The following is a 4,430-nucleotide window of genomic DNA, read 5'->3' on the forward strand; positions in this document are numbered from 1 at the left end:
CGTGAGCTCAACCAATGTTGGCCAGAAGCCAAAGATGGCTTCCTCGAATAGGCCTTATACATAGATGCAACCGGGTAGCAGTGTTTGAAAAGCAGGTAGACAGTGGGGGCGAGTCCATACATAGGAGCGAGCCTGCTCGCGAAAGCGGTCTATCCGTCACATTGATGTCGGATGTGCCACCTCTTTCGCGAGCAGGCTCGCTCCCACATTTGTTTTGCAGTGTTCCCACCTGCAGACCTGTCTAGACAACCCCATCCGTCGAAACAAATGGATATAAAAGTCTGATAGTCATTTTTACTGCTGTATCCTGCCCAGGCTTTGTATAAGCGCGGATCTACCAGATCTATCAACAGACTTTGCGAGGAGCGCGAAATATGCACGAGATTCCTAATCTCCCCTTCCCAAGCCTGCACGAAACTGAGCAGACAACCACGCAACAAGCCGGCGCCCAACAGCCCGAACTGAAAGAAGCTACTGAACGCCGCCAGGCCGACAGCGAAGACTGAAACACCTGCAATGCCAGACCGTGTGGAAAGCGCTAACATGCGCTTTCCACACCGCCTGAACCTTGAGCCCCGCACCATGACCGATGACTTCTCAGAAACCCAAGCCAGCGTCCTGATCGGCACCGCCGAGAAGATGATCGAGATCTGGAATCACCTGTCCCCCGAGAAACAAGCCGCCTTGCTCGCCCGTTTTGGCACTGAAGAAAACGCCCTGGCCGCCCTGGTCACAACGCAATTGGTTGCCCCCGCCAAACCCTGACCCACGCCGCCCGGCAAATAGTTTTACTTTTTCCACGACCCGCAGCCGCTCGCACCGCTATCATAAGCAGCCTATCTATCCTGCTTTCCCGTGGACCTTTACCCATGTCTGAAAACCAGCGCCCCCTGGCGGTCACGCTGCAAGTCGTTTCCATCGTTCTGTTTACCTTCATCGGCTACCTGAATATCGGCATTCCCCTGGCCGTATTGCCCGGCTACGTCCACAGCGACCTCGGTTTCGGCGCAGTCATCGCCGGACTGGTGATCAGCGTGCAATACCTGGCCACCCTACTCAGCCGACCTTATGCCGGCAAAATAATCGACAACAAGGGCAGCAAACTGGCGGTGATGTACGGTCTGGCCGGTTGCGGCTTGAGCGGTGTGTTCATGCTGATTTCTGCCTGGACCCAAAGTCTGCCAATGCTGAGCTTGATCAGCCTGCTGATTGGCCGCCTGGTGCTGGGTAGCGCGGAAAGTCTGGTCGGCTCGGGATCGATTGGCTGGGGCATCGGCCGGGTCGGTGCGGCAAACACCGCCAAGGTGATTTCCTGGAACGGCATCGCCAGTTACGGCGCTCTGGCCGTCGGCGCGCCGCTGGGCGTGCTGTTGGTCCATCAGTTGGGATTGTGGAGCATGGGCGTGAGCATTGTGCTGCTGGCCGTTCTGGGCCTGGCACTGGCCTGGCCAAAAACCGCCGCACCGATTGTGGTCGGTGAGCGTTTGCCGTTCATGCATGTGCTGGGACGCGTGTTGCCACATGGCTGCGGCTTGGCGCTGGGCTCCATCGGTTTTGGCACCATCGCCACCTTCATCACTTTGTATTACGCCACGCAACACTGGGACAACGCGGTGTTGTGCTTGAGCTTGTTCGGTGCCAGCTTCATCGGCGCGCGCCTACTGTTTGGCAACCTGATCAACCGCCTCGGCGGGTTCCGCGTGGCGATTGCCTGCCTGTCCGTAGAAACCCTGGGGTTGTTGCTGCTGTGGCTGGCGCCGGATGCCCATTGGGCACTGGCCGGTGCGGCGCTGACCGGTTTCGGTTTTTCGCTGGTCTTTCCGGCGCTGGGCGTGGAAGCGGTCAACCTGGTGCCCGCCTCCAGCCGTGGCGCGGCCGTCGGGGCTTATTCGCTGTTCATTGATTTGTCGCTGGGGATTACCGGGCCGCTGGCGGGGGCCATTGCGGCCGGGTTTGGTTTTGCTTCGATCTTCCTGTTCGCCGCGATAGCCGCGCTGAGCGGTTTGGCATTGAGCGTTTACTTGTACCGGCAAGCGCCGAAGCAACGGGAAGCGCGCGAGTCGCGTTAAAAGTCGACCTTGCCACGCCCGGCCTTGATGCTGCCGCGCTTGGTCTTCGATTCAAGCCGACGTTTTTTTGAACCCAGCGTCGGTTTGGTCGGGCGGCGCTTCTTCTCGACCTTGGTCGCGCTGAGGATCAGCTCGGTCAAGCGCTCCAGCGCATCCGCGCGATTGGCCTCCTGCGTGCGGTATTGCTGGGCCTTGATGATCAACACGCCTTCGCTGGTGATGCGACTGTCGCGCAGCGCCAGCAGCCGCTCCTTGTAGAACTCGGGCAAGGACGAGGCCGGAATGTCGAAGCGCAGGTGCACGGCGCTGGAAACCTTGTTGACGTTCTGCCCGCCGGCGCCCTGGGCGCGGATGGCCGTCAACTCGATCTCGGCATCCGGCAGATGCACGTTGTTGGAAATCACCAGCATGGAAAAGCGTCCGGGTTCAGGGTGGTCAGGATACCGCGAATATTGGTCTGAATAGCAGGTACTCACTGGAGCAGGTGAGGTCAAAAAGTCATGCCAGACTTTTCTTACAGCGTTTTCGCATTTGCAAATGGGGAGTTGCTTTGTTTTGAATGGCTATATTAATCTCAGACCCCACACCAACGAGATCTATAATTTTATGTCATTTGAAAACATTCGATACCATTTGGCAGTGACCTGCTTGGTTTTAGGCTGTTCAATTCCTATTATGGGAGCAGTTGTCTGGGTAATAACCGAAGCAGTACCGCTAGAGGGGCAAGCCTTAAACATTACCTACATAGCAACGTATATACCTATTGCATTATTTGGCTTGCGCTTCTACATTCCAAAACTACGAGGAACTGCATAACATCATTATGCCGCACGGTATCAATTGCCACGCGCCATCGACGGCTCCTCCTTAAGCATTGAATTTAAAGTTATAGAATCAACCAAACCCTCAAAAACCAAAGCTAGAGTGCCCGACTGCTGATAAGCCGGCACATTACTTATAGGATCATACCTAAAAAGCTGCGATGAACCAGGCTTGCGTACCGTCCTAAACATGCCATAGCCAGACAAAAGCAAATCGGTCGAATAATACGCCATGTTACCGTTATAACTATCTCTAAAAAGAGCTTGATAGCCGCGCCTAACGGGACCTTGAACACTAGGTGCATCGGGACCGTTATAAATATTCGCCACCCCTTCGGCGATATTATTTGTCCCATGACCGATTAGAAGCGCACCTGGCACGACCCCGATCCCCCACGACGCACCCGTAATCGCGATGCCGACTTCAATTTGCATCCCTCCTGCCAAAACACCGATACCGTTTTGAGTATAAAAAAGCGCCTTCGACAATAACTCTTCGTGTTCTGCTCTTAACTCCTGAAGTCCTTGCCACGCGCTGATGAGCCCCTCATCAACCGCCTGAATCACCTCATTAGCATAAGATGAAATCATTGAACCGAAGCGAAGCCGCGTAATTCCATCAGAAAAATGAGTCAAACCAATGCTGCATCCAACCGCCACCAAGTCAGAGGCCGCTTTCGTCACATCATGAATATCACAGGAGTCTTCATTCATCCTCATTCCCCCAAGTACTATAAGCACTTGTCGCACCAGGAACGTGCGCCCAGGCAATCTCTCTATAACGAATGGACACCAGCTCTTGCGGTTCTGCATCGTTCATACGAATAGCGTGGGGAACTTGCTGACTGATATGCGCAATTCGCGCACCGGTGAGATGTATTGAATAATATCGCTCCTGCCCCCCAGCCGAGGCGGTGCGATAGAGATTGATAATGCACTCGACCTCTTCACGTTCATGCAGTGCACTTGCCAATAGAGGCGATGACTTATCGATAGCCTTGGTTATCATGATTGGCCTGTGCTTGCCACGACCACCTGCAATGCTGCCATCATTACCGGTGACCATATCGTGCGAATAAGCCAGCACCATGATTTCGTCCTGGTGCGCGAACTGGCACTTGTTACCCAGTGAGCTTTGGCCTGAGCAGCCGACAGAAATATGCCCTTGTCGCTTACCGGTAATACTCATGTAACTGTGACTGGCCATAAGCGCTAATCCTTGATGTATTCAAAGCGCCAGACTATCGCAAAAAAAGTATTAACCATGGTGTAGGCCGCTTCTGAAGCAACGAGCATCAGCCAACTTTTTAAAAATTTCCGAAATCACTGTAGTAAAAATTGAATACTTATGTAGGAACGGGATTACAGCGCAAACTAAAGTTAACGCAACAAGAACAAAAAACCCGGCACATTCAGACTGTGTGAAAACCTAGCAATCTGCCTGGCGATCAAAGAAAATGCTCCGCATCGAAAGATACGGAGCATTTTTCGTTATGGCCTACATCCAGGGACAGTCCCGTACCCAGACCAGTTTGTTCCC

6 protein-coding genes are annotated in these 4,430 nt (G+C 54.0%); 3 read left to right on the top strand and 3 right to left on the bottom strand.

Going from position 1 to position 4,430, the window contains the following annotated elements:
• Nucleotides 1-374: 374 nt before the first annotated feature.
• The 3 genes from KGB06_RS29955 (at nt 375) to KGB06_RS28765 (ending at nt 2,069) form a co-directional block, all read left to right on the top strand.
• A complete protein-coding gene (locus tag KGB06_RS29955; protein WP_263288442.1) occupies nt 375-506 on the top strand; it encodes a hypothetical protein in 132 nt (43 codons plus the stop codon).
• Nucleotides 507-582: 76 nt separating this feature from the next.
• On the top strand, nt 583-765 hold the full coding sequence (locus tag KGB06_RS28760; protein WP_223521794.1) for a hypothetical protein: 183 nt from the start codon (nt 583-585) through the stop codon (nt 763-765).
• Nucleotides 766-869: 104 nt separating this feature from the next.
• A complete protein-coding gene (locus KGB06_RS28765) occupies nt 870-2,069 on the top strand; it encodes an MFS transporter (RefSeq protein ID WP_223521789.1) in 1,200 nt (399 codons plus the stop codon).
• Here the strand turns inward: KGB06_RS28765 and arfB are convergent.
• From arfB to KGB06_RS28780, 3 genes are all read right to left on the bottom strand, one after another.
• Nucleotides 2,066-2,479 carry an alternative ribosome rescue aminoacyl-tRNA hydrolase ArfB gene (gene arfB / locus KGB06_RS28770; RefSeq protein ID WP_008010994.1) on the bottom strand — a complete coding sequence of 138 codons (414 nt, stop codon included), beginning with the start codon at nt 2,477-2,479 and terminating at the stop codon, nt 2,066-2,068. The genes KGB06_RS28765 and arfB overlap by 4 nt on opposite strands.
• Before the next feature lie 426 nt (nt 2,480-2,905).
• Nucleotides 2,906-3,604, bottom strand: a complete 699-nt coding sequence (locus tag KGB06_RS28775; protein ID WP_223521791.1) for a DUF4225 domain-containing protein — start codon at nt 3,602-3,604, stop codon at nt 2,906-2,908.
• A complete protein-coding gene (locus KGB06_RS28780; RefSeq protein WP_223521793.1) occupies nt 3,597-4,097 on the bottom strand; it encodes an Hcp family type VI secretion system effector in 501 nt (166 codons plus the stop codon). Before KGB06_RS28780 ends, KGB06_RS28775 begins: the two co-directional genes overlap by 8 nt.
• Nucleotides 4,098-4,430 lie beyond the last annotated feature (333 nt).

This window comes from Pseudomonas sp. GL-B-19, assembly GCF_019956415.1.
In the GTDB taxonomy this organism is placed as follows: domain Bacteria; phylum Pseudomonadota; class Gammaproteobacteria; order Pseudomonadales; family Pseudomonadaceae; genus Aquipseudomonas.

Bases quoted from the DNA above. Each gene is read 5' to 3' on its own strand.
- KGB06_RS29955 (WP_263288442.1), top strand. From the start codon at position 375: ATGCACGAGATTCCTAATCTCCCCTTCCCAAGCCTGCACGAAACTGAG.
- KGB06_RS28760 (WP_223521794.1), top strand. From the start codon at position 583: ATGACCGATGACTTCTCAGAAACCCAAGCCAGCGTCCTGATCGGCACC.
- KGB06_RS28765 (WP_223521789.1), top strand. From the start codon at position 870: ATGTCTGAAAACCAGCGCCCCCTGGCGGTCACGCTGCAAGTCGTTTCC.
- arfB (WP_008010994.1), bottom strand. From the start codon at position 2,479: ATGCTGGTGATTTCCAACAACGTGCATCTGCCGGATGCCGAGATCGAG.
- KGB06_RS28775 (WP_223521791.1), bottom strand. From the start codon at position 3,604: ATGAATGAAGACTCCTGTGATATTCATGATGTGACGAAAGCGGCCTCT.
- KGB06_RS28780 (WP_223521793.1), bottom strand. From the start codon at position 4,097: ATGGCCAGTCACAGTTACATGAGTATTACCGGTAAGCGACAAGGGCAT.